Origin of the sequence: Brevibacillus sp. SIMBA_040 (assembly GCF_046535075.1) — a bacterium.
In the GTDB taxonomy this organism is placed as follows: domain Bacteria; phylum Bacillota; class Bacilli; order Brevibacillales; family Brevibacillaceae; genus Brevibacillus.
Map to the genome: position 1 here is coordinate 1 of NZ_JAWRXI010000307.1, position 253 is coordinate 253.

Annotated in this window: 1 protein-coding gene; it reads left to right on the forward strand. The window is 28.5% G+C overall.

Going from position 1 to position 253, the window contains the following annotated elements; all coding sequences use genetic code 11:
* Positions 1-242, forward strand: a 242-nt coding sequence (locus SB752_RS32930; RefSeq protein WP_410719583.1) for a T9SS type A sorting domain-containing protein, incomplete at its 5' end; no start/stop codon positions are given.
* Between the last annotated feature and the right edge of the window lie 11 nt (positions 243-253).

A 253-nucleotide genomic window follows, 5' to 3' on the forward strand; every position in this document is an offset into this window, starting at 1 on the left:
CTTCTGAAACGTTAATTAAAAGTGACATCAGTATTTACCCCAACCCTGCCACAGATTTTATTTTTATTAAAAATTTAAAAGGAATCAATACCTATAAGATCTTCGATACAAGCGGAAGAATCGTTCAGCAGAATATTTTAAATACAGAAAGTATCGATATTACTGCCCTTTCAAAAGGAAATTATATTCTACAGATTGTTTTAAAAGATAAGACACAGACTTTTAAGTTCATTAAAAAATAAACTATACCATG